The following is a 20,202-nucleotide window of genomic DNA, read 5'->3' as shown; positions in this document are numbered from 1 at the left end:
TACTTACTCATCCTTTCTTTAACTTTTTCTGTAAGCGATACAATTCGTTCATCGCTTCTAAAGGTGTCATATCAAGTAAATCGATTTTTTTAATTTGCGCCAGTACTGCTGTTTCTTTTTGATCTAGCAGAGGCTTTTCTTGTTTCTTCGAAGACTGTTCTCCTCCAAAGAAAGATAGTTGCGATTCTTCTTCAGTCTCTACTTTCGTTTCCTGTATTTCTGCTATTTCTTCTTTTACAACTACAGGTTCTGGAGTAGCTTCTTGTACTTTCACTTCTACTCGCTTTGGAATAATAATTTCTTCCTGTCCTTCTAGCTGTGCTAACACTTCTTTCGCACGAGCGATTAGGCTATCTGGAAGCTCCGCAAGTTGCGCAACGTGAATTCCATAACTTTTATCAGCTGCTCCATCTTGAATTTTATGAAGGAATACTACTTTTCCATTCTCTTCAATTGCTGAAACGTGTACATTTTTCAGTTGATTTAAACTCTCTTCTAACACCGTCAATTCGTGATAATGCGTAGAGAATAACGTTTTTGCACCAATTTGGTCATGAATATGTTCAATAATCGCTTGTGCAAGTGCCATACCATCATACGTAGATGTACCGCGTCCAATTTCATCGAATAAAATTAAACTTCTTTCTGATGCGTTTGCAATTGCATTTTTCGCTTCTAACATTTCGACCATAAATGTACTTTGACCTGAAATTAAATCATCCGCTGCACCAATTCTCGTAAAGATTTGGTCAAATACAGGTAATACTGCTTCTGTTGCTGGTACGAAACAACCGATTTGCGACATAACCGTTACAAGTGCTAATTGTCTCATATACGTACTTTTACCAGACATGTTCGGCCCTGTAATTAAAAAGACATCCATATTCTCTGGCATAATACAATCATTCGGTACATACAATTTCCCGTTCAATACTTTTTCAACAACAGGATGACGACCATCTTTAATAAAGATTTCGCGCTTCGTTGTCAGTACAGGTTTTACAAACTGTTCTTCTTCACTAACTGTTGCAAAACTTTGCAGTACGTCTAATTCACTAATTACTTTCGCTAAATGTTGTAATTTCGGAATAAATACTTTTACTTCTTCACGAAGTGCTGTAAATAAATCGTATTCTAGCTGTACAATTTTTTCTTCAGCTTCTAAGATTAACGTTTCTTTTTCTTTCAGTTCATCTGTAATGAAACGTTCAGCATTAGCAAGCGTCTGTTTACGCTCATAGCGACCTTCTGGAAGTGCTGCAAGATTCGCTTTCGTTACTTCAATGTAGTAACCGAAAATACGGTTGTATCCGATTTTTAATGATTTAATTCCGGTAATATCACGTTCTCTTTTTTCAAGCTCAGCAATCCACGTTTTCCCGTTTTTACTAACGTAACGATATTGATCAAGCTTGTCATTATAACCATCTTTAATAATATCTCCATCTTTAATCGAAAGCGGTGGGTTTTCTTGAATACTTCTTCCTAGTAATTCTGTTAAGCTTTCACATGGATCTGCACCTTGAATTAATCTCGATGCATAAGCGTTATCTAACAAACTAATTGCTTCTAAAATAGCTGGTACTTGAAGCAATGAACGTCTTAATTGTAATAAGTCTCTTGCATTTACGTTACCAAATGCAACTTTTCCTGCTAAGCGTTCTAAATCATATACTTCTTTTAACTTTTCCTTTAAATCTTCACGTAAGAAGTAATCATTTACAAACGTTTCAACCATTTCTAAACGCTCTTCAATTCTTTCTTTCTGTATAAGTGGACGTTCCATCCACTGTTTTAACATACGACCACCCATAGCTGTTTTCGTCTTGTCCAATAACCATAATAGTGATCCTGTTTTTTCTTTCGTTCGAAGTGTTTCTGTCAGTTCTAAATTTCGCTTTGAATGTACATCTATTTTCATAAATTGATTCGTATAATAAATTTCTACTGGTTGCAAATGATCTAAAGAACGTTTTTGCGTTCTTATTACATAGTTAAATAAACGTCCAACTGCTTTAATTAATTTTGCTTGTGAAACATTTTTCACAAGATGTTCTAATCCTTCCGGAATTGCCGTTGCATCTTCATACGAAATCGTCATTTTCAATGTTTCAGTTAACTTGTTTAGTTCATCTTTAGAAAATGAAGAATCAACAACAATTTCTTTCGAACCAGTTGCATACACTTCTAATAAAATATCTTCTACTGAACCAGTCAATAACGTTACTGTATTTTGTCCAGTCGTTAAGTCGTTACAAGCTAATGCATATGATCCATCTTCAAAATGTGTTAATGCGGCTAAGAAGTTATTTTCTTTCTCATCAATTGTACGCCCTTCCATCATCGTTCCTGGCGTAATTAATTGTACTACTTCACGACGTACTACACCTTTAGCTGTTTTCGGATCTTCTACTTGCTCACAAACAGCTACTTTATATCCTTTTTCAACAAGTTGTTCAATATAGTTTTTAGCCGCATGATACGGTACACCGCACATTGGTATACGTTCACTACTACCGCCATCTCGGCTCGTTAATGTAATTTCAAGTTCATGAGCTGCTTTTACAGCATCCTCAAAGAACATTTCATAAAAATCGCCTAAGCGAAAAAATAAAAAGGCATCTTGATAATCTGCCTTAACCTTTAAATATTGCTGTATCATAGGCGTATATTGAGTCATACTTTTCCTCCATAATTCTTACATGATAATCTATTTTCATATATGTCGCATTTCACGGACACTCTTATCTCCTATTTCAGGAGTCTTTCTTCATTATAACATATTTCATAAAGAATCATGTTCATTCAGCCCCACTTATGTAAAGTAAAAAGCTAGGAAGAACTTCTCCCTAGCTTTCTATTACTCTTCTTCTGCATCAACTATAAAGTTCGGATCTAATTCTTCAAATTCATCATCAGCAATTTGGAAATCATCATCTGATTCTACGCAGCCTTCAGGATTTACACTTACACAAATTTTCGTTTCTCCAACTACTTCTGTTACAAATTCACGTTCTACAGTTACAACAATTTTATTACCATTTGGTGATACAAGTGCTTCTAAACAATTTGGCGGCTGAATAACACGAGCAATAATTTCTAAATCGTCACCAGAAAAGTTTTTATCACGATAACCAATACTTACTTCGTCCGTGTAGTTCACACGTTCTGTTACAACTTCAGTCTTTGTATTTCCATCAAATGAATACCAAGTGTTCACATCATAGAAACCTTCAATTTCCACATGTTTTCCATTCTTTCTTGCTTCGTACGAGTGGTTAATTACCCAGCACCCTAAAATACTTGTTGGCTCATTATTCGATTCACATGTATGCGTTGACTTTGTATACTTACGTCCTTTTCCAACCACTGCTTTTGTAATAATCTCTCTAAATTCGGACATTCGTAACCCTCCTCAATCACTATTCACTTAATCATATGCGTGACAATAGCGGAATGTGTCATTCTTTTTTTGAGAAGAACTTACGTTTAATCCACAAAAAAAAAAGAGATGTCAATATGACATCTCTTTAACAACCACAATTTCCTTTTTTACTTTCTACCGCTGCGCCAGTTTCACCCTTTAGTACATCGCCACCAGTTGAAATTAATATTTCATCTGTTACGTTGTTAGAAATTGTACTAGCAACTAACTGTAATAAGTCATTTACGTATGTTTGTGAAGATTTAAATTGTTGTACGACTGGAATACTGTCTAACTTATCTTGCAATGCATCAATTTCAGCTTCTACCTTTTTTAAAGCTTCCCATTTCCCGTAATGTTGCAAGTTTACTGCTTGTTTTTGCAGTGCTTTAATTTCATCGATTGCGCGCTTTACATTTTCATTTTTATGAATTTGCGCCTCTGCTTTCTTAAAAAAATCAACTTCTTCTGTTTCAGAAATCATTTTTGCTAATTCTTTCGCTTGTTCAACAATGTCATCTTTCGAATATACTTTCATCTATTATTTCACCTCAATCGGCTCTTCAACTAATTCCCCGTTAAGAGACCAAGTTTTTGCTTCCGTTATTTTCACTTTCACAAGCTGACCAATTAAAGATTTTGAAGCGACGAAGTTTACAAGTTTATTCGTACGAGTATAACCTGCAAGTACTTCCGGATTATTTTTACTTTCCCCATCAACTAACACTTCTACAATTTGACCTTTGTAACGACTATTCTTTTCAATTGCCAACGTATTTACTAGTGTATTTAAGCGCTGAAGACGTTCTTTCTTTACTTCCATCGGTACATTATCTTTCATTTTTGCAGCTGGTGTACCTTCGCGAGGAGAATAAATGAATGTAAAGGCAGTATCAAACCCTACTTCACGATATAACGACATCGTTTCTTCAAATTGCTCATCTGTTTCATTTGGAAAACCAACGATAATATCTGTTGTTAATACTACATCTGGAATTGCTTCTTTAATTTTTCTTACAAGTTCTAAATAATGCTCACGCGAATATTTACGTGCCATAATTTTCAGCATATCTGTACTTCCAGATTGAACTGGTAAATGGATATGTTCTACTAGGTTGCCACCTTTTCCAAGCACTTCAATTAAGTGATCATCGAAATCACGTGGATGGCTCGTTGTAAAACGAATACGGGCAATATCAACTTTACGAAGTTCGTCCATTAAATCGCCAAGACCGTATTCTATATCTTCAAAGTCTTTACCATATGCATTTACGTTTTGTCCAAGTAAAGTAATTTCTTTATAACCATTTGCAGCTAAATGACGAATCTCTTGGATAATATCTTCTGGACGTCTACTTCGCTCTTTTCCGCGTGTATACGGTACAATACAATACGTACAGAATTTATCACAGCCATACATAATATTTACCCACGCTTTAATATCACCACGACGTACTTTCGGAAGGTTTTCAATTACGTCACCTTCTTTTGACCAAACTTCAACTACCGTCTCTTTCGAGAACATCGCATCTTTTAGAATATACGGTAGTCTATGAATATTATGCGTTCCAAATACCATATCTACATGCTGATTTTTTTGCATAATTTTATTTACAACAGATTCCTCTTGAGACATACAACCACATACACCAATTAAAAGGTCTGGATTTCTTCGTTTGAGTGACTTTAAATGGCCTAGCTCACCAAACACCTTATTTTCAGCATTTTCACGAATTGCACAAGTGTTTAATAAAACTACATCTGCATCCTCAGTTGAAAAAGTTGGTTCATATCCAAGTGCTGTGAAAATACCTGCCATTACTTCCGTATCATGCTCATTCATTTGACAACCATATGTACGAATATAGAACTTTCTTCCTGTACCAAAATTGCGAAACTCTTCAGGTAAGCCAAAATCCCGTTCAATTTTAACTTCTTCTTTCCCACGCTTTTTCGCATCCTTTAAGGAAGGTGGTTGATATACACTTTCAAAGTATTTACTATAATCTTTCTCTTCTTTTTTCGTAGAGGAATTTGCTTGTTGACTTGCTAATCGTTGTTGCTCGTTCATCGGTAATCTCCTTTCACCCTTAACTATACACACTCTATAGTCCATTTTAATGCGCTTAGACTCACCTCAAAAATGGTTAGATAGCTGGAGAGATAACTTGTCCTTTGAAACTTGAGTAATCAATCTAATCATTCATAAGAATGAAGTCTTCCCCACGCAAATAGACATTCCCTTTTTATCATTTCTTGTTGTCCTACCCAAAAGCATATTGCTTTATCCCTATAAACATTACCATAGTATGACGTGTTTCGCCAATTTTAACAATACAAAGGCCTTTTATTACCTTACATTTCATAAGCAATGAACTTGCCATTTTCATACAACGATTTATATATTATTTTATCATTCTGAATTTTCTAAGTAAATAAGACTACCCTATATTTTTGTACATAAAAAAAGGTTGCCAAATCGGCAACCTTTTTTTCTTACATTACATAAATTCAGCAACAAGCTCATCAAACATTTTCTGATCCATATTTAAATCAGATTTCACTAAAGGCTCTTCACTATAGCCTTTAACAAGTTCTTGATATGATGGTTGCTTAGTATTTTGATAAATTAACCCTGTTACTAAACCGTTATTTTCCATTAAAGTTTGCATAGCCATCATGCGATTAGATGGATCATATCCCTCTACTGTGCTTAGTTTCGTTAAGTTCTCTTTAAACCAATCGTAAGTATTTACTTTATTGTAAGTAACACATGGGCTAAATACGTTAATTAATGAAAATCCTTTATGGTTAATACCAGCTTCAATAATTTGTGTTAATTCTTTTAAATCACTCGAAAAGCTTTGCGCCACAAATGTCGCACCAGCTGTTAAGGCCATTTCCATTACATTTAATGATGGTTCAATTGAACCTTGTGGTGTGCTTTTCGTTTTAAATCCAGCTTCACTACGTGGTGAAGTTTGCCCTTTTGTTAATCCATAAATTTGGTTATCCATTACGATGTACGTAATGTCGATATTACGACGAATAGAATGGATTGTATGTCCCATACCAATCGCAAATCCATCACCGTCACCACCTGAAGCGATAACTGTTAAATCACGATTTGCCATTTTCACACCTTGTGCAATCGGAAGGGCACGACCATGAATACTATGCACACCATATGAATTAATATAACCTGAAATACGGCCTGAACAGCCGATACCAGAAATAACAGCAAGTTCATCTGGATTTAGGCCAACGTTAGCTGCCGCACGTTGAATTGCAGCTTGCACTGAGAAGTCTCCGCAACCTGGGCACCAGTTTGGCTTTACACTGTTACGAAAGTCCTTAAATGTTGCCATTTAATACAACCCCTTTTTTGCATTCGTTGTAAATCTCTTTCGGCAAGAATGGGTTTCCATCATATTTTAAAAGACTAGAAATTTTCTCACCATTACCAAGATTCATTTTCATAATGTTAGCAAGCTGACCTGTTGCATTGTTTTCTACTACTACAACACGCTTCGCCTTTTTCACAAGTGGATCGATTTCAGCTGTTGGGAACGGGTGAATTAAACGCACATGAGCATGGTTTACTTTCATACCCTCTTGTTCTAAACGCGTCATTGCCTCTTCGATCGCACCACGAGTTGAGTTAAATCCAACAAGCAATACGTCTGCTTCTTCATGCTTAACATTTTTATAAACAGGAGTATTAAACTTCAAGTTCTCCATTTTACGGAAACGTTTGTCCATTTGATCTTTACGGTTTATTGCTGATTCCGATGGTTTTCCAGTTTCATCATGTTCTACACCTGTAACATGGTGAACACCATTTTTCATACCAGGTAAAACACGTGGTGAAACGCCGTCTTCTGTTACTTCATAACGCTTGAAGTATGCTTTATTTTCACGTTCTGGTAATTCTGCTTCTAAATCAAGCTTACCACGACGAATTTCCACTTTATCTAATTTAAGTGGTTCTACTGTTTGTTTTCCTAACGAAAGCTGTAAATCTGTTAAGAAAATAACAGGAACTTGATATTCTTCAGATAAGTTAAATGCTTCTACAATGTCATAGAAAGCTTCTTCAACTGTACTTGGCGCCATTACGATTTTTGGAATTTCACCATGCGTACCGTAAATCATCGCCATTAAGTCAGACTGTTCTTGTTTCGTTGGTAATCCTGTACTTGGGCCGCCACGTTGTGTATCAACAATTACTAATGGGGTTTCTGTAATACCTGCTAAACCAATTGCTTCCATCATTAATGAAAGACCAGGACCAGCAGATGCCGTTAATGTACGAACACCAGCATAGTTTGCACCGATTGCCATTGTACAAGCTGCGATTTCATCCTCAGTTTGGATTACTGTTCCGCCGACTTTCGGTAATTTTTTAATTAAGTATTCCATAATTTCTGATGCAGGTGTGATTGGGTATGCTGACATAAAACGAGCACCACCAGCTACCGCACCAAATGCGATTGCATCGTTTCCAATCATAAACATGCGTTTTTTACCATCAGCTTTTTCAAGCTGCATCATGTTTACTTTCTCACCTAGTAATTCTTTCATATATTGAGAGCCGCGTTTAATTGCGTCCATATTCTTTTGAACGACTTGCTCTCCTTTACGACCAAAGATTTCTTCAACAACATCTAAATAAGCTGTTTCATCTAATCCTAATACTGCACTTGATGCTCCTACAGCAACCATGTTTTTCATTAATGATGTGCCTAATTCTGAAGCAATATCTGTAAACGGTATCACATATAGATTTACATCTGTATTGTCAGGTATTGTTGGATTAAATTTCGCATCCGCAACTACAATTCCACCTGGACGTAGTTCGTGGAAATTAAAATCAATTGTTTCTTGGTCAAAAGCAATTAAAATATCTAAATCATCTGAGATCGCTCGTACTTCTGTTGTACTTACACGAATTTTATTATTTGTATGGCCGCCTTTTATACGTGATGAGAAGTGGCGGTAACCGTATAGATAATATCCTAATCGGTTTAATGCAATACAGAAGATTTCTCCTGTACTTTCAATTCCTTCACCTTGTTGGCCTCCAACTTTCCATGAAAGTTGACTAATCATCTCCTACACCCCTTTTGGCTGCATTCATTGTAGTGTATTTTTTTACAGTAATAGTTTAGCATTTTTTATGCAAATAAACTACAACGGACGCAAATTATGCCTCTTCTGATTTCCCTGAATCTTTAGTATAAAGCTATTTTGTTTTTCATTCTAGTATTAGGTCTTAAAAAAAGCAATAAAATCAAATGAATTAATTTTAATTTTTCTGAATTTTAAATCAGAATTTAAAAACTCATATGTTCTACAAAATTATCATATAAAAATCGTTCTACAGTAGATGTAGCATAGTGTTTACAAAGCTCATTCATTACATTTTCATAATCTCGATACGCTGATACATTTACAACTGTTTCTAAAATCCCATCAAAATCGGAACCAAATCCTATATTGCGCTCTCCACCTAATGAACAAATATATTCGATATGTCTTACTATATTTGCTACATTCGCTTGTTTTTCATTTGTTAGAAACTGCGGTACAAAAGTGACACCAATCATGCCATTTCGCTTTATAAGAGCTTTAAGTTGTTCATCGTTTAAATTACGTGGGTGCTCGCAAAGTTTCATACAATTTGAGTGGGAAGCAATAGGATTTTTTGCAATCTCTATAACATCCCAAAAACTTCTTTCATTCAAATGAGACACATCAGTCCATACATGTAACGTATTCAGTTCTTGTACAACATGTTTACCAAAAGTCGTTAAACCCGCCCCACGTGTCTCTAGCGCACCATCAGCTAAGAGATTGGCATAATTCCATGTTAGTCCAAAAGAACGTACTCCTAGGCGATACAACAACCGTAATTTCATTGCATCTTTTCCAATTGCTTCGCATCCTTCTATTGTTAATATCGCTCCAATCTCGTCCTGTTTTAATATGTTAATATCATCTTTTGTCTGAATAAACTTCACACCTTGTAGGGATAAAATTTCATTATAAAAAATATCTACCATTTGTAATGCTACTTCAAATCGGTTTTCATATGCCACTGTTTCTGGTACATATATAGCAAAACATTGTATACTTCCTTTTCTTCTCTTTAACTGTTCAAATGTAATATGTAATTGTGAATCATCTTTAAAATTCCTTTTCCCTTGTGCACTCCATAACTGAAGAAGCACGTCACAATGAGCATCAAAAATTTTCATTTTCATTCCTCCATTATAAAAACAACCTGTTTGCATACTGCAAACAGGTTGTTTAAACTTAACGAGGTTCTACAATTAATTTTATTGCTGTACGCTCTTCGCCATCAATCATAATATCTGTAAACGCTGGGATACAAATCAGGTCCAAACCACTAGGCGCTACAAATCCTCTTGCGATTGCTACTGCCTTTACAGCTTGGTTCAATGCACCTGCACCAATAGCTTGAATTTCTGCTGTTCCGCGTTCGCGAATAACACCTGCAAGTGCACCAGCTACAGAATTAGGGACCGACGTTGCTTTAACTTTTAATATTTCCATTCCGCGTTTCCTCCTCGTTTCTTTAAAAAGTATTAGCAATTATTTCACTTTAACTTATATTCACGAGGAATGGCGCGTATTCCTGCTAAATTTTCGTAATTTTTCTAAAAAATTAAAATATAATAACTTATCTAAAATTTAACGAAAATTTACTCAAAAAATGGTTGATCATCATTAATTAAAATACGTTCAATTTTCTTTGCTTTTCCTGTATTTGGATCCACATCAATTAACACTGCACTTAATTGCGTTCTACCATTTGTTACTTCAAATCGTACTGGTAAGTTTGTTAAAAACTTCTTCAATACTGCTTCTCTGTCCATACCTAATATTCCGTCATACGGCCCTGTCATCCCAACATCTGTAATGTATGCCGTTCCGCTTGGTAAAATACGGTTATCCGCTGTAGGGACATGCGTATGCGTACCTACTACTGCTGTAGCACGTCCATCTACATACCAACCTAGCGCTTGTTTTTCACTTGTAGTCTCCGCATGGAAATCAACAAATATAATATTCGTACGTTTTTTCGCAATATTAATTAATTCATCCACTTTACGGAATGGACAATCAATTGGAGGAAGGAAAGTACGTCCTTGTAAATTAATAACTGCAACTTCTGTTCCATTACAGTTCACAAAGATAAGTCCTTTTCCTGGAGTTCCTTCTGGAAAGTTAGCTGGTCTTGCAAGATATTTTGCATCATCGATGAATTCAAATACTTCACGATTATCCCAAGCGTGGTTTCCAAGTGTAACTGCCTGCGCCCCACACTCTAAAAAGTTTCGATATATTTTTTCTGTAATCCCACGGCCACCTGCTGCATTTTCTCCATTAATGATTGTTACTGTAGGTGTATATTTTTTCTTTAATGCCGGTACGTATTGTTGAATCATACCTCTACCAGGAGATCCTACTACATCCCCAACAAATAATATTCTCATATGTCTTACCCTTTCTATGTACTGCATTTTTTATTGCTATAGCATCAAGTAAATTCCTTATAATATCTTTATTATAAGTTTGTTTCACTTTTATGCTATATAACTAACTGTCTTTATTTTATCCAATTCCAACACAAAAAAATAAAGTGGTGTTTCACCACTTTATTTTGCGTATTCCACTGCACGTGTTTCACGAATAACAGTTACTTTAATATGTCCTGGGTAATCCAGTTCATTTTCAATACGTTTTCGGATATCACGAGCTAAACGATGAGCTTCTAAGTCATCGATTGTATCTGGTTTTACCAAAATACGAACTTCACGTCCTGCTTGAATTGCAAATGATTTTTCAACGCCTTCATAAGACTCTGAAATCTCTTCTAACTTTTCAAGACGACGAATATAGTTTTCAAGTGTTTCACTACGAGCTCCCGGTCTTGCAGCTGATAAAGCATCTGCTGCTGCAACTAAAACTGCAATGATAGAAGTTGGTTCTGTGTCACCATGGTGAGATGCGATACTGTTTATAACTACAGGATGCTCTTTATATTTCGTTGCAAGTTCAACACCAATTTCAACGTGGCTTCCTTCTACTTCATGGTCAATCGCTTTTCCGATATCATGTAATAGACCTGCACGTCTTGCTAGTTTTTCATCCTCGCCAAGCTCTGCCGCCATAAGTCCAGTTAAATATGCAACTTCCATAGAGTGTTTTAAGACGTTTTGACCATAACTTGTACGGTATTTTAAACGACCTAAAATTTTAATTAAATCTGGATGTAATCCGTGAACACCTACTTCAAACGTTGTTTGCTCTCCGACTTCGCGAATATACTCGTCCACTTCACGTCTTGATTTTTCGACCATCTCTTCAATACGCGCTGGGTGAATACGTCCGTCCTGTACTAGTTTATCAAGAGCGATACGAGCTGTTTCACGACGAATTGGGTCGAATCCAGAAAGGATTACCGCCTCTGGTGTATCATCGATAATTAAGTCAATACCCGTTAACGTTTCTAACGTACGAATATTACGACCTTCACGCCCGATAATACGTCCCTTCATTTCGTCATTTGGAAGATTTACAACCGAAACGGTTGTTTCAGCAACATGATCAGCTGCACATCTTTGCATTGCAAGAGATAAAATCTCTTTTGCTTTCTTATCCGCTTCTTCTTTCGCGCGAACTTCACTTTCTTTTACCATAACAGCGATTTCATGAGAAACTTCACTTTCTACTTTACCAAGAATAATTGCTTTCGCTTGTTCGCGTGTCAGATTGGAAATGCGCTCTAATTCTGTTTGTTGCTTTTGAACTAACTCTCCCACTTTGCTTTCCAACTCTTCAATCTGTTGTTGTCTCGCTACAAGAGATTCCTCTTTCTTCTCTAACTGTTGCTCGCGTTTATCGAGCGTTTCGTCTTTACGATCAAGGTTCTCTTCTTTTTGCATTAAACGATTTTCTTGTTTTTGTAATTCGCTTCTACGGTCACGAATTTCTAATTCAGCTTCTGTACGAAGTGTATGAATTTCATCCTTTGCTTCTAAAAGCGCTTCTTTCTTAAGTGCTTCAGCATCACGATTCGCTTCGTCTAAAATACGTCTCGCTTCATTAGCTGCACCATTAATCTTCGCTTCAGCAATAGACTTTCGAACAAAAAAGCCAACAACTGCACCGACTGTTGCAAGCAAAATGGAGATGAGTATCCAAACTGTACTCGTCATGATTTCACCTCCCCTTGCTATGAATGAAAAAAGACTGTCGGCATGTACATTGAATTACAACATACAGCAAAGACCGTCGTCCCGCTTTTTTAAGGGACTTTCTTCATTTCACAATTAAAATGTCATATTATTATTTCGGTAAGATTTAAACCTTACTCCGAATATTACTTCTCTTCTTGAGAAGAGTATATTGTATATAAGAAAAAATATACATTCTCATTGTATCTATCGTAATTTTCATTGTCAAGCGTTGTCTACTTTTACTTTCTTTACCTTCAGCCTTGAATGTGACCTAAATTTAAAAAGTAAGGAGCCTACTATACTGGAAAACCTTAGTAATCCCCATTTTTTTCCTTAAAATATTTAAATATCCCTCTTTACACAACCCATTTGAAGTAAAAAAATATTTTTATCTATAGTATTATGCTCCTTAATAGTAGATAAAAAAATAAAAGACACGAGGCCGTGTCTTTTATTTTTTTAATCAAGAAGAGTTGAATCTTCTGCGCCCTCAGCACCAGAATCTTCACTAATTCCGTGATGCTCACGAATAAAGAAGGCAATTTCTTCTCTTAAATCTGTATTTTCTTTTAAGAACTGCTTCGAATTTTCACGACCTTGTCCTAGGCGTTCTTCATTATAAGAATACCAAGCACCGCTCTTTTGAACAATATCAAGCTCAGAAGCCATATCCAAGATTTCACCTTCTCTTGAAATACCTTCTCCGTACATAATATCAACTTCCGCAACACGGAATGGTGGTGCTACTTTATTTTTCACTACTTTTACTTTTGTTTTATTACCAACGATGTCGTTACCTTGCTTTAATTGCTCCGCACGACGCACTTCAAGACGGACAGTTGAATAGAATTTCAACGCACGACCACCTGGAGTTGTTTCTGGCACTATCTATAGATTTTCCATCTCTATAGTCTGGACTATCTCTTCATCTCTTTACAGAGAGCCTTGCACTTCCAGCAGTAGCCTATCATCTGCCGTACCCTACTCAGTTAACTAAAAGTCCTTTTCGGTAGTCTCTACACCTTCCCCATATCACTATGGAGCTTGGCACGGTATTACCCTAAATAATGGTGGGCTTCACCGTTAGCAACTATATGGATAGTTACACCCTTAGGCAATAAGGTTCACAAGGTTTTTTAACATGCTATCACTAGCAAGGGAAACCCATGGTAAACTCCTTAATCTTTTGTAAGACTTTTTCTTTATTTGCTAACTCTTCTTCATGTATAACAAGATATTTATAGCAGCCCTCTTCCATAAATAAAAGTTTTCTTTTATCTCGTTCTTTTATCTTTTTGAGTGAGTGTGCCCATTTCCCATGGACATCTAAACAATATTTTCTACCTAAGTAGAAATCAATAGACCACTTATCGATTCTTTTTTGCTTAATGAACGCCAGATCTAAACTTAACAACATCTGTTCAACCTGTTGTTCCAGTAAAGTATCATAATTTTTCTTTCTGACCTTTACATTAAGCTCTTTTCTCCTCTTAGCAACACATGTATCGGATACGCCATACTTAATAGCAATTTCAACATGTGATAAATATGGATTTTTCAATTCTTGTTCAACTTCTGCGGTTTTAGGCAAGTAAATCTTTCTATGTCTGGTTCTTTTAATTCCGAGTAACTTTAATATTTCACCTACTCGCCTTTCATCAAGATTAATTTCTTTACCTATATCTTTCAATTTTCTATCCGCATGTTTCACAATAAAATCCACTTGCCATTGTTCTATGTTTCGATAAGTTCTATTTCCAATTGTCACTGCCACTTTAATCTCTCCCTATAAGAAATCCCTTATAAAGACTTAGTCGAAGAAGACAAATAAAGACTCAAGTACATCACTTTGATTAAGCAACTTGTAGTTGATTTCCGAACATAACCCCAACTTTTTCACGAATTTGGTTAATAAAGATTGCAATTGTTTTTGATTTGTTGATTGCTCCTGAAAGCTTACGAAGTGCTTGTGACATTAAACGTGCTTGTAAACCTACGTGTGAGTCACCCATATCGCCTTCAATCTCTGCTTTCGGTACAAGAGCTGCTACAGAGTCAATTACGATAATGTCAACCGCACCACTTCGTACAAGTGCTTCCGCGATTTCCAATCCTTGCTCCCCTGTATCAGGCTGTGATAATAGTAATTCATCTATGTTAACGCCTAATTTTTGTGCATATACAGGATCCATTGCGTGCTCCGCATCAATGAATGCTGCTTGTCCACCTTGACGTTGTACTTCTGCAATTGCATGTAATGAAACTGTCGTTTTACCTGAACTTTCAGGTCCGTAAATTTCGATAATACGGCCACGTGGATATCCGCCTACTCCTAGTGCCACATCAAGTGCTAAAGAACCACTAGAAACCGTAGAAACTCTACGCTCCGCTTGTTCTCCTAATTTCATAATTGAACCTTTACCGAATTGCTTCTCTATTTGTTTTAACGCCATATCTAACGCTGCTTGACGATCACTCATTCAAAATTCCTCCTTAACTGAATTGCTAATCTTATTATACCTATTTTCAATTCAATTTGCCAACAAAAATCGAACATTTATTCGATTTTTTTATTTTCTATCAAATAATATCTAAATTTAACCGTAAAAAAAACTAGAAGAAACTTATATCTCTTCTAGCTTTTTATATAAATGATAAAATCCATATTTTGCTGTTCGTTCTCTAATTTGTTGACGACTTCCGCTTAAATTAAGAGGAAAGACTACAGTTGGTTCATCCTTAATCGAAAGCCCAACAAATACTGTTCCTGGTTCTTTCTGTTCTGAAGCATCTGGCCCTGCTACCCCAGTGAAACTAATTCCGATATCCGCTTTTAATACATCCTTAACATTTTCAGCAAGATAACGAGCACATTCTTTACTAACTGCACCATCAGTATGCAACACTTCTTCAGGCACACGTAAAACATGTTGCTTCACATCATTATGATAACAAATGACACCGCCTTTAAACACAGAAGAAACACCAGCGTTTTCAGTTACTTGATTTCCAAAAAGACCACCTGTTAAACTTTCTGCACACGCTAAAGTTAACCCTTTTCTCTTCAATAACTCGATTGCCTTATAATGCAAAAATTCTTGGTCATATCCGTAGAAAAATTCTCCTACTCTTTCTAAAATCAAATCTTCCACATGTTGAATTAGTTTCTCCGCTTCGCTAACATTTTGATGCTTAGCGGTTAAACGTAATGTCACTTCTCCATCATTTGCTAACGGGGCGATTGTTGGGTTTGTTTGTCCATCAATTAAATCTTGCACTTTCACCTCTAATTGGGACTCCCCAATACCGAAGAAACGAAGCACACGAGAATAAATGTTTTCTCCTGTTGTAAAATTACGTAAAAAAGGCTCTACGTAACTTACATACATTGGTTTCATTTCTTTTGGCGGCCCTGGTAATAAAATATAAACTTTTCCGTTCTTATTTACCCCCATACCAGGCGCCATACCGTGGTCATTTGCAAATACTGTTGCTCCATTTAAAACGAGCGCTTGCTTTTTATTATTCTCCGTAAATTCACGGCCTGTACGCTTAAAGTAATTACTTATTAAGGCTAATGCCTTTTCATCATACACAAGCTCTTCATCTAAACTAGCAGCTATCGTTTCTTTCGTTAAATCATCTTTTGTTGGTCCTAATCCACCTGTAAAAATAAGTATATCAGCACGTTCTTCCGCAGCTTCAATCGCCTTTTGCAATCGCTTATTATTATCACCAACAACAGTATGATAGTACACGTTAATTCCGATTGAAGCTAACTTTTCAGATAAAAACTGGGCATTTGTATTTGCAATTTGTCCAAGTAATAATTCAGTTCCAACCGCAATAATCTCAGCATTCATCCCAATTCCCCCATAAACTTCTATTTTGAGTTTACAAAAGCAGCTCTATTTTTCCAGAAATAATCCCATCCTGAAATAACAGTAAAGATTAATGCAATCCATATGAAGATATCTGCAACTGGAATATGGATTAAATTTAAAGGTACATCGTGTAATAAATATGCTGCAATTGCAATAATTTGTGTCCACGTCTTAATTTTTCCTAGCTGGTTTGCTGCAACTACTTCCCCTGTTCCAGCAAGTACAAGACGTAAACCTGTTACCGCAAACTCACGACTGATAATTACAATAACAATCCAAGCCGGTACATATTGCATCTCTACCAATGTAATAAGTGCTGCCGAAACAAGCAATTTATCAGCTAACGGGTCAAGAAACTTCCCTAAATTCGTTACAAGATTATACTTTCTTGCGTAATGTCCATCAATCCAATCTGTAGCTGAAGCAATGATAAAGATAAGTGCCCCCACTAAATGTTGAATTGGCAAATCAACATCACCAATTTTGTATGAACCCCAATCAAAGGGCGCTAACATAATTACCATAAAAATTGGAATTAAGAAGATTCTAGATATTGTAATTTTATTTGGTAAATTCACAGCTATTCCTCCATCATATCAAAAACATTTGTTCATCGAAAAAAAGTCATCGAAGCGATGACTGTTATTGTGCTGGTTGCTCTATCCCTTGGTTTTTAATCACCAATCTTTGGTGATATTCTTTTTGTGGATCTAACGGGAAAGCAAGCACTTGGCCATTCAGTTTAATTTCAACATTCGGTGCACTTCCAATATTAAGTCGTACTTCTTTTAATGTTGATACATCGCGTTTCTCTGTTTGACCGCTTTGTACTGTAGTGTTTAGAATTTCGTTACCCGCATCATCCTTAACATCTACATAACTTGTACCCTTAGCTGAAATTTCCAGTTCTAATGTTTTATTATTATGAATTTCCAAAGTAGATACCTTTCCAGTTGTTCCAACTACTTTCACTTCTTGCTGTCCAGTTGGTTGTGCTGGTTGCTCCTCTTTCTTTGGTTCTTCTTTCTTTGGTTCTTCTTTCTTTGGTTCCTCTTTTTTTGGCTCTTCCGCTTTCACTTCATCTTTCTTCGTATCTAACGGAGAATCTTTCGCTTTTTGAACTTCAATTTTCTCACTTTGAGCGCTTGGAACTTTTTCATCATCTTTTCCAGTTAACGCTTGAAACACAAACCAGATTACCACTCCAACTGCGATGACTAACAGCGCAACTAAGATTTTCGGCATGTGATCTGCAATTGGCCATGATGAAGATTTTTGCATTGTTTCTTGTGTTTTTTGTCCCGTTGATACTTGTGGAACTTCACGCTTTTCAGATTGTGGTATCGTACTCTGATGTTCTACAAGCAGTTCCTCTCCATTTAATCCAACCGCATCTGCGTATTGTTTAATGAATGCACGCGCATAAAAAGCTCCTGGCAATACATCATAATTGCCTTCTTCAATTGCCACTAAATGGCGTTTTTGAATTTTTGTAATCTCATGCAGCTGATCAATAGACAAGCCTTTCGCTTCTCTTGTTTCTTTCAGCTTTTGTCCCAATTCCGTCACTACTAACACCTCAATATTTCTTTAAAAGTCAAACATAGAGAAATTATTTTGCGTACCTTGCTCAATTTCATCTACTAAATTATATTGTATTTCTTCATCATAATCGTTACGCAACTCGATAATATAATCAAAATCATCCAATGTGTATTCTGACTGACTCACAAATACATCAGGATGTTCCACAACTTTCGTTGCAGGCAATCTCATAATTTCACGAACGAGCTGCCAATGTCTTTCGTTAGCACGCTTCGTTGACACAATTCCATCTAGGATGAAAATATTGTCATCGCTATACTCATCTTCAATTAATTGACTGCGAACAGTTTGCTTAATAAGAGTAGATGATACAAATAACCACCTTTTATTTGCACAAACACTTGCAGCAACAATGGATTCTGTTTTTCCGACACGAGGCATTCCGCGTATCCCAATTAGTTTATGGCCTTCTTTTTTCATGATTTCTGCCATAAAGTCTACAAGTAAGCCTAATTCATCACGCACAAATCGAAATGTTTTCTTATCATCTGCATCTCGTTGTATGTACCTACCATGCCTAACCGCTAGCTTATCTCTTAGCTTGGGCGGACGATATTTCGTTACCGTTATGTTATCCATCGTATTTAAAATTGATTCAAGTCTAGAGATTTGCTCTTGATTATCACACATAAGAAGTAACCCACGTCGTGCATTATCTACACCATTAATTGTGACAATATTAATGCCGAGCATACCGATTAACGAAGAAACGTCACCAAGCAAGCCAGGTCGGTTTTTATGTATTTCATATTCAAAATACCATTCAATCATCCAAGATCACTCCCCTTGCTTACTTTACACCTACGTACTATATTATATGATTTCACCCTAATAGGGAAGCTAAATGTATAATCTATCCTGTGTAATTATTATACAAAAAAAGTAGAGAGGAGAATCTCCTCTCTACTTTTACTTATGTTGTACGAACTTAACCATTAAATTTGCAATTGTATGTTGCTCCTGTTCATCAGCAACTTTCCAAAGCTCAGCTAATAATTTCTCTTGGTCATTGCGTCCTTCTACTTCATTAGCAAGATAGTCGCCAACACGAAATGCCATATCTGATACCGCACCGCCATCTAAACCTTTGTCTTGCGCTTGCTCTAAACGTTCTCCTAAAAAGCTCTTCCACTGATCAAAATTATCTAATACTGACATAATTAAGCACCTCACTATTGAGTAATAAAATCATCCTTAATTTGTGCAACTATTCATTTTTTATGTAAGAATTTTTTAGCAGTGCCAACCGCCATTCACTCCGATAATTTGTCCAGTTATGTAAGACGCTCCTGGTGATACGAGAAATGAAACTGTTTTCGCTACTTCTTCTGGTAATCCTATTCTACCTAATGGTATATCTTCAGCAATTCCCATTTTATCTTCTTCAGAAAAAACACTTAACATTTCCGTTTCAATTGCTCCTGGTGCTACTGCATTCACACGTATTCCACTTAAAGAAACTTCTTTCGCTAAAGCTTTCACATATGAATTTTGCGCCCCTTTTACCATTGAATAAAGTACTTCACAAGAAGCCCCTATTTGTCCCCATATAGATGAAACAATTACAATATTACCACTTCTTCTCTCAATCATAGGCGGAAGTGCCATTGAAAGTAATTTATATACGTTCTTCACTTGAAGTTCTACCATATAATCTAATTCATCGTTTGTTACATCTGTTACTAATCCAAAAATACTCTTCCCCGCTGCGTATACAATAACATCAATAGGATGTTCAATTTGTCCCCACAATCGTTCTGCTCCATCACTAGAAGCTAAATTAGCTTGAACAGGGATAACTTCTCCCCATGCCTTCTGCAATTCCAATACCTTTTCTTCACTGTTATTGTAATGAACATAAACTGTATATCCATCTTGAATTAATTGTTTCGAAATAGCAGAGCCAATCCCTCCGCTCCCTCCAGTTACTAACGCATACTTTTTCATAAATTCCCTCTCTTATCTCTACAACTTCAATTTTCACACAACTAAATAATACCCTCATCTTACAATTTTTCAA

General features: G+C 36.2%; 17 protein-coding genes and 2 pseudogenes. All 19 read right to left on the bottom strand.

Translation table 11 applies throughout. The features are described 5' to 3' along the window. Positions 1-7 precede the first annotated feature (7 nt). The 19 genes and pseudogenes from mutS to ymfI all read right to left on the bottom strand — a co-directional run bounded on the left by mutS (position 8) and on the right by ymfI (position 20,129). Positions 8-2,680: a DNA mismatch repair protein MutS gene (gene mutS, locus AB6801_RS11825; RefSeq protein ID WP_000196029.1), complete on the bottom strand. Its 2,673-nt coding sequence runs from the start codon at positions 2,678-2,680 to the stop codon at positions 8-10. Between the two features lie 180 nt (positions 2,681-2,860). After that, positions 2,861-3,403, bottom strand: a complete 543-nt coding sequence (cotE, locus tag AB6801_RS11820) for an outer spore coat protein CotE (RefSeq protein WP_001288799.1) — start codon at positions 3,401-3,403, stop codon at positions 2,861-2,863. A 127-nt stretch (positions 3,404-3,530) separates the two neighbouring features. Next, a complete protein-coding gene (locus tag AB6801_RS11815) occupies positions 3,531-3,962 on the bottom strand; it encodes a YlbF/YmcA family competence regulator (protein ID WP_000870461.1) in 432 nt (143 codons plus the stop codon). Between the two features lie 3 nt (positions 3,963-3,965). Next, entirely contained in the window at positions 3,966-5,495 is a 1,530-nt protein-coding gene (gene miaB / locus AB6801_RS11810) for a tRNA (N6-isopentenyl adenosine(37)-C2)-methylthiotransferase MiaB (protein WP_001005388.1), read from the bottom strand. A 430-nt stretch (positions 5,496-5,925) separates the two neighbouring features. Beyond that, positions 5,926-6,792 carry a 2-oxoacid:ferredoxin oxidoreductase subunit beta gene (locus tag AB6801_RS11805; protein WP_000190155.1) on the bottom strand — a complete coding sequence of 289 codons (867 nt, stop codon included), beginning with the start codon at positions 6,790-6,792 and terminating at the stop codon, positions 5,926-5,928. Beyond that, complete coding sequence (locus AB6801_RS11800; protein WP_000625417.1) at positions 6,779-8,536, bottom strand: 2-oxoacid:acceptor oxidoreductase subunit alpha; 1,758 nt, start codon at positions 8,534-8,536, stop codon at positions 6,779-6,781. The genes AB6801_RS11805 and AB6801_RS11800 overlap by 14 nt, the downstream gene beginning before the upstream one ends. Before the next feature lie 224 nt (positions 8,537-8,760). Next, a complete protein-coding gene (locus AB6801_RS11795) occupies positions 8,761-9,684 on the bottom strand; it encodes a dipeptidase (RefSeq protein WP_061654840.1) in 924 nt (307 codons plus the stop codon). Between the two features lie 58 nt (positions 9,685-9,742). Continuing rightward, the gene (gene spoVS, locus AB6801_RS11790; RefSeq protein WP_000404341.1) at positions 9,743-10,003 is read right to left on the bottom strand and encodes a stage V sporulation protein SpoVS; all 261 of its coding nucleotides are present in this window, start codon (positions 10,001-10,003) and stop codon (positions 9,743-9,745) included. A gap of 149 nt (positions 10,004-10,152) precedes the next feature. Next, positions 10,153-10,947 (bottom strand): TIGR00282 family metallophosphoesterase, encoded by a 795-nt coding sequence (locus AB6801_RS11785; RefSeq protein WP_001221095.1) that lies wholly within the window; start codon positions 10,945-10,947, stop codon positions 10,153-10,155. A 162-nt stretch (positions 10,948-11,109) separates the two neighbouring features. Then, positions 11,110-12,672: a ribonuclease Y gene (rny, locus tag AB6801_RS11780; protein WP_000204911.1), complete on the bottom strand. Its 1,563-nt coding sequence runs from the start codon at positions 12,670-12,672 to the stop codon at positions 11,110-11,112. Between the two features lie 480 nt (positions 12,673-13,152). Continuing rightward, a pseudogene (locus AB6801_RS11775) lies at positions 13,153-13,575 on the bottom strand (recombinase RecA family protein); the annotation flags it as partial. 268 nt (positions 13,576-13,843) lie between these two features. Next, on the bottom strand, positions 13,844-14,467 hold the full coding sequence (locus tag AB6801_RS11770) for a PDDEXK family nuclease (protein ID WP_000301532.1): 624 nt from the start codon (positions 14,465-14,467) through the stop codon (positions 13,844-13,846). A gap of 97 nt (positions 14,468-14,564) precedes the next feature. Continuing rightward, positions 14,565-15,173 (bottom strand): annotated as a pseudogene (gene recA, locus AB6801_RS11765) (recombinase RecA); the annotation flags it as partial. Positions 15,174-15,317: 144 nt separating this feature from the next. Next, a complete protein-coding gene (gene cinA, locus AB6801_RS11760; RefSeq protein ID WP_000990688.1) occupies positions 15,318-16,556 on the bottom strand; it encodes a competence/damage-inducible protein CinA in 1,239 nt (412 codons plus the stop codon). A gap of 20 nt (positions 16,557-16,576) precedes the next feature. Further along, positions 16,577-17,155 (bottom strand): CDP-diacylglycerol--glycerol-3-phosphate 3-phosphatidyltransferase, encoded by a 579-nt coding sequence (gene pgsA, locus AB6801_RS11755; protein ID WP_001052967.1) that lies wholly within the window; start codon positions 17,153-17,155, stop codon positions 16,577-16,579. A 64-nt stretch (positions 17,156-17,219) separates the two neighbouring features. Further along, on the bottom strand, positions 17,220-18,146 hold the full coding sequence (locus AB6801_RS11750) for a helix-turn-helix domain-containing protein (RefSeq protein WP_058840231.1): 927 nt from the start codon (positions 18,144-18,146) through the stop codon (positions 17,220-17,222). 21 nt (positions 18,147-18,167) lie between these two features. Continuing rightward, positions 18,168-18,953: a DUF3388 domain-containing protein gene (locus tag AB6801_RS11745; protein ID WP_000574107.1), complete on the bottom strand. Its 786-nt coding sequence runs from the start codon at positions 18,951-18,953 to the stop codon at positions 18,168-18,170. 138 nt (positions 18,954-19,091) lie between these two features. Further along, the gene (locus tag AB6801_RS11740) at positions 19,092-19,340 is read right to left on the bottom strand and encodes a DUF3243 domain-containing protein (RefSeq protein WP_000114450.1); all 249 of its coding nucleotides are present in this window, start codon (positions 19,338-19,340) and stop codon (positions 19,092-19,094) included. Between the two features lie 75 nt (positions 19,341-19,415). Then, the gene (ymfI, locus tag AB6801_RS11735) at positions 19,416-20,129 is read right to left on the bottom strand and encodes an elongation factor P 5-aminopentanone reductase (RefSeq protein WP_097999557.1); all 714 of its coding nucleotides are present in this window, start codon (positions 20,127-20,129) and stop codon (positions 19,416-19,418) included. Positions 20,130-20,202: the final 73 nt, after the last annotated feature.

It is taken from the genome of Bacillus sp. RCC_6_1 (assembly GCF_041360755.1).
GTDB classification, from domain to species: domain Bacteria; phylum Bacillota; class Bacilli; order Bacillales; family Bacillaceae_G; genus Bacillus_A; species Bacillus_A cereus.
Note: the sequence above shows the minus strand (reverse complement) of the source record. Positions and strands in the feature narration are given on the sequence as shown.

What these genes read in the sequence shown, in the direction of transcription:
- mutS (WP_000196029.1), bottom strand. Translation starts at nt 2,680, where the DNA reads ATGACTCAATATACGCCTATGATACAGCAATATTTAAAGGTTAAGGCA.
- cotE (WP_001288799.1), bottom strand. Translation starts at nt 3,403, where the DNA reads ATGTCCGAATTTAGAGAGATTATTACAAAAGCAGTGGTTGGAAAAGGA.
- AB6801_RS11815 (WP_000870461.1), bottom strand. Translation starts at nt 3,962, where the DNA reads ATGAAAGTATATTCGAAAGATGACATTGTTGAACAAGCGAAAGAATTA.
- miaB (WP_001005388.1), bottom strand. Translation starts at nt 5,495, where the DNA reads ATGAACGAGCAACAACGATTAGCAAGTCAACAAGCAAATTCCTCTACG.
- AB6801_RS11805 (WP_000190155.1), bottom strand. Translation starts at nt 6,792, where the DNA reads ATGGCAACATTTAAGGACTTTCGTAACAGTGTAAAGCCAAACTGGTGC.
- AB6801_RS11800 (WP_000625417.1), bottom strand. Translation starts at nt 8,536, where the DNA reads ATGATTAGTCAACTTTCATGGAAAGTTGGAGGCCAACAAGGTGAAGGA.
- AB6801_RS11795 (WP_061654840.1), bottom strand. Translation starts at nt 9,684, where the DNA reads ATGAAAATTTTTGATGCTCATTGTGACGTGCTTCTTCAGTTATGGAGT.
- spoVS (WP_000404341.1), bottom strand. Translation starts at nt 10,003, where the DNA reads ATGGAAATATTAAAAGTTAAAGCAACGTCGGTCCCTAATTCTGTAGCT.
- AB6801_RS11785 (WP_001221095.1), bottom strand. Translation starts at nt 10,947, where the DNA reads ATGAGAATATTATTTGTTGGGGATGTAGTAGGATCTCCTGGTAGAGGT.
- rny (WP_000204911.1), bottom strand. Translation starts at nt 12,672, where the DNA reads ATGACGAGTACAGTTTGGATACTCATCTCCATTTTGCTTGCAACAGTC.
- cinA (WP_000990688.1), bottom strand. Translation starts at nt 16,556, where the DNA reads ATGAATGCTGAGATTATTGCGGTTGGAACTGAATTATTACTTGGACAA.
- AB6801_RS11745 (WP_000574107.1), bottom strand. Translation starts at nt 18,953, where the DNA reads ATGATTGAATGGTATTTTGAATATGAAATACATAAAAACCGACCTGGC.
- AB6801_RS11740 (WP_000114450.1), bottom strand. Translation starts at nt 19,340, where the DNA reads ATGTCAGTATTAGATAATTTTGATCAGTGGAAGAGCTTTTTAGGAGAA.
- ymfI (WP_097999557.1), bottom strand. Translation starts at nt 20,129, where the DNA reads ATGAAAAAGTATGCGTTAGTAACTGGAGGGAGCGGAGGGATTGGCTCT.